1 protein-coding gene is annotated in these 4,074 nt (G+C 77.7%); it reads left to right on the top strand.

Translation table 11 applies throughout. The features are described 5' to 3' along the window. The coding region (locus ACZ6S8_RS39475) for a type I polyketide synthase (protein ID WP_469463222.1) at window positions 1-4,074 on the top strand (4,074 nt) is incomplete at both ends.

Below are 4,074 nucleotides of genomic sequence, written 5' to 3' on the forward strand. Positions count from 1 at the left end.
CTTCGCCACCGCCGACGAACTGACCTCCCCCGACTACTGGACCCGCCACCTCCGCGGCACCGTCCGCTACCACCACGCCGTGGAAACCCTCCGCGCGGGGCAGGAGGCCCCCGCGGAGGTCCTGATCGAGCTGGGCCCGGACGCCGCCCTGAGCGCGGCCACCCCCGGCGCCCTCCCGGTCCTGCGCCGCGCCCGCCCCGAGGCCCACACCCTGCTCTCCGTACTCGCCGCCGCCCACACGCGCGGCGCGGTGCCGGACTGGTCGGTGCTCCACCCCGTCCTGCCCGGCCGGCCGCTGCTGCCCGCCCGCCTGGCGGACCTGCCCACGTACCCCTTCCGGCACCGGCGTCACTGGCTCACCGCGGCCACGGCAGCCGGGGCGTCCTCGGGCGGGCGCGGGCTCCTCGGGCCATCCGGAGCCGCGCACGCCTTCCTCGACTCCCGTACCGAACTCGCCGGTGACGGCGGGCTGGTGCTGTCGGGCCGGCTGTCGGCGGGCGCCCACCCGTGGCTCGCGGACCACCGGATCGCCGGCCGCGTGCTCCTGCCCGGCACCGCGTTCCTGGACCTCGCGCTGGTCGCCGGCGAACAGGCCGGAGCCCCGCGCGTCGAGGAGCTGACGCTCCGGGCACCGCTGGTCCTGGCCGGTGACGCGCCGGTACAGCTCCAGCTGTCCGTCGGCGCAGCCGACGAGAGCGGGGCGCGCACGCTGTCCCTGCACGCCCGCCCCGCCGGGGCGGGCGGTACGGGTGACGAGTGGACCCTGCACGCCTCGGGTCTGCTGACGCCGGCCCGGACCGGGCCGGCCGTCGGCCGGGCGGAGACCTGGCCCCCGCCCGGCGCCGAGCCGGTGGACGCCGACGCGCTGTACGAGGGGCTCGACGCCCTCGGGTACGCGTACGGGCCCGCGTTCCGCGGCCTGCGCGCGGCCTGGCGGAACGGCGGGGACCTGTACGCCGAACTGGAGCTGCCGGAGCTCGACACGGACGGCTTCGCCGTCCACCCCGCCCTGCTGGACGCGGCGCTGCACCTTCCGGTGGCCCGCGCGGCCGAGGGCGGGGGCGGGGGCGGGCTGACGCTGCCGTTCTCCTGGACCGGGGTGGAGCTGCGGGCGACCGGAGCGAGCGCGCTGCGGGTGCGCTGGGAGGACGGCCGGCTGTCCGCCGCGGACGCGGAGGGGCGGCCGGTCCTCACGGCGGACGCGCTGGCCCTGCTGCCCGTGGACACGGAGCGGCTGGGCGCCGCGGCCGCCGAACGGCCGCGTGACCTGCACCGGGTCCGGTGGGAGCCGGTGGGTCCGTTCGCGGACTCCGCCGGATCGCAGGCGGTGCCCGTGGTGCTCGTCGACACCGTGGCCGAGGTGGGAGCGGCCGTCCCGCCCGTGGTCGCCGTACGGGTGCCCGGGGGACGGGAGGCCGCGGGGCACGCGCTGGCGCAGGTGCACGACTGGCTCGGCGAGGAGCGGTTCCGGGAGTCCAGGCTGCTGTTCCTCACCCGCGGTGCGGTCGCCGCGGCCGCCGGGGACGAGGTGGCCGACCCGTGGGCGGCCGCGGTGTGGGGGCTGGTGCGTTCGGCGCAGTCGGAGCACCCGGACCGGTTCGCGGTCGTCGACGCCGACCTCCCCCCGGAGGCGGGGGACGGCCTCGACGCGCTCGCGGCCGCGGCGCCGGCGGAACCCCAGCTGGCGCTGCGTGCGGGCGTGGTGTTCGCTCCCCGCCTCGTCCACGACGAGGGGGCCGGGGAGCCGTCCGCACCGGGGGCGCTCGCGGACCGCACGGTGCTGGTCACCGGTGGGACGGGCTCGCTGGGGCGGCTGCTGGTCCGGCACCTCGTCGCACGGCACGGCGTACGGCACCTGTTGCTGCTCAGCCGGTCCGGGGCCGCGGCGGCCGGAGCGGCGGAGTTCGCGGCCGAGCTGGCCGGGGCGGGTGCGAGCGCCACGTTCGCGGCCGTGGACGCCGCCGACCGCGGTGCGCTGGCCCGGGTGCTGGAGGCCGTGCCCGGGGACCGTCCGCTGGGGGCTGTGTTCCACCTGGCGGGCACCCTCGACGACGGCACCGTGGAGGGCCTGACCGGCGACCGGCTGGACGCCGTACTGCGTCCGAAGGCCGACGCGGCGGTCCACCTGCACGACCTGACCCGTGACCTGGACCTGTCCGCGTTCGTGCTCTTCTCCTCGGTCAGCGCGCTCGCCGGGACGGCCGGACAGGCCAACTACGCGGCCGCCAACGCGGTCCTGGACGCCCTCGCGGAGCACCGGCGGGCCCTGGGCCTGGCCGGCGCCTCGCTCGCCTGGGGTCTGTGGGACACCGACGACGGGATGGCGGGCGGCCTGGGGGCGGCGGAGCGGACGCGCTGGGCGCGGTCCGGTTTCACCCCGCTGACCGCCGCCGAGGGGCTGGCGCTGCTCGACGCGGCGCCGTGGGACACGGCGGGCGCGCTGGTTCCGGTGCGCCTGGACACCGCGGCCCTGCGCGAGCGGGCGGCGGGCGGTCCGCTGCCGGCTCCGCTGCGACACCTGGTGCGCGCACCGCTGCGCCGGGCGGCGGGCCCGGCCTCCGCTGGTGCGGCCGACGCGTCCTGGGCCGGCCGGACCGGCGCGCTGCCCGGGCCGGAGCGGACCCGGGCCGTGGCCGAACTCGTCCGGACCACCGTGGCGACGGTGCTCGGGCACACCGACTCCGCGTCCGTGGACGCCGCCCGGGCCTTCCGGGACCTCGGCTTCGACTCGCTGACCGGAGTGGAACTCCGCAACCGCCTGGGCGTGCTGACGGGCCTGCGGATCCCTGCGACGGCCGTGTTCGACCACCCGTCCCCCGAGGCGCTGACCGCGTACCTGACGGGGCTCCTGCCGGGCGTCGCCCCGGCGCCTTCCGGGCGGGACGCGGCGCCCGCCCCCGTCGCGGCGCCCGCCGACGATCCCGTGGTGATCGTGGGGATGGCCTGCCGGTTCCCGGGCGGGGTCGACTCCCCCGAGGGCCTGTGGGAACTGGTCGACTCCGGTACGGATGCCGTCGGCCCCTTCCCGGCCGACCGGGGATGGGACCTGGCCGGGCTGTACGACCCGGACCCGGACCACCTCGGCACCTCGTACGCCCGGGAGGGCGGGTTCCTCTACGGGGCCGCCGAGTTCGACGCCGGGTTCTTCGGGATCAGCCCGCGCGAGGCCGTGGCCATGGACCCGCAGCAGCGGCTGCTGCTGGAGACGGCCTGGGAGGCCTTCGAGCGCGCGGGCATCGACGCGGGATCGGTGCGCGGCTCGCGCACCGGTGTGTTCGCCGGGGTGATGTACAACGACTACAGCTCCCGGCTGGCCCGGACCCCGCAGGAACTGGAGGGGTACGTCCTCACCGGCAACACGGCGAGCGTGGTCTCCGGACGGCTCGCCTACACCTTCGGGCTGGAGGGCCCGGCGGTGACGGTGGACACCGCGTGCTCGTCCTCGCTCGTCGCCCTGCACCTGGCGGCGCAGGCCCTGCGGCAGGGCGAGTGCGACCTCGCGCTGGCCGGCGGGGTCACCGTCATGGCGCGCCCCGACACGTTCGTGGAGTTCAGCCGCCAGCGGGGCCTGTCGGCCGACGGACGCTGCAAGTCCTTCGCGGCCGCGGCGGACGGCACGGGCTGGTCGGAGGGTGCCGGGCTGCTGCTCGTCGAGCGGCTGTCGGACGCCCGTCGCCACGGGCACCGGGTACTGGCCGTCGTACGGGGCTCTGCCGTCAACCAGGACGGTGCGAGCAACGGCCTGACCGCGCCCAACGGCCCCTCCCAGGAACGCGTCATCCGCCAGGCCCTCGCCTCCGCGGGACTGACCGGGCGGGACGTGGACGCGGTGGAGGCGCACGGTACGGGGACCCGGCTCGGGGACCCGATCGAGGCACAGGCGCTGCTGGCGACGTACGGTCAGGACCGGCCGGCCGGCCGGCCGCTGCGGCTGGGGTCGCTGAAGTCGAACATCGGCCATGCCCAGGCGGCGGCCGGCGTCGGCGGGATCATCAAGATGGTCGAGGCCATGCGGCACGGGGTGCTGCCCCGGACGCTGCACGTGGACGAGCCGTCCCCGCACGTCGACTGGTC

This window comes from Streptomyces sp. NPDC048461, from assembly GCF_055587105.1.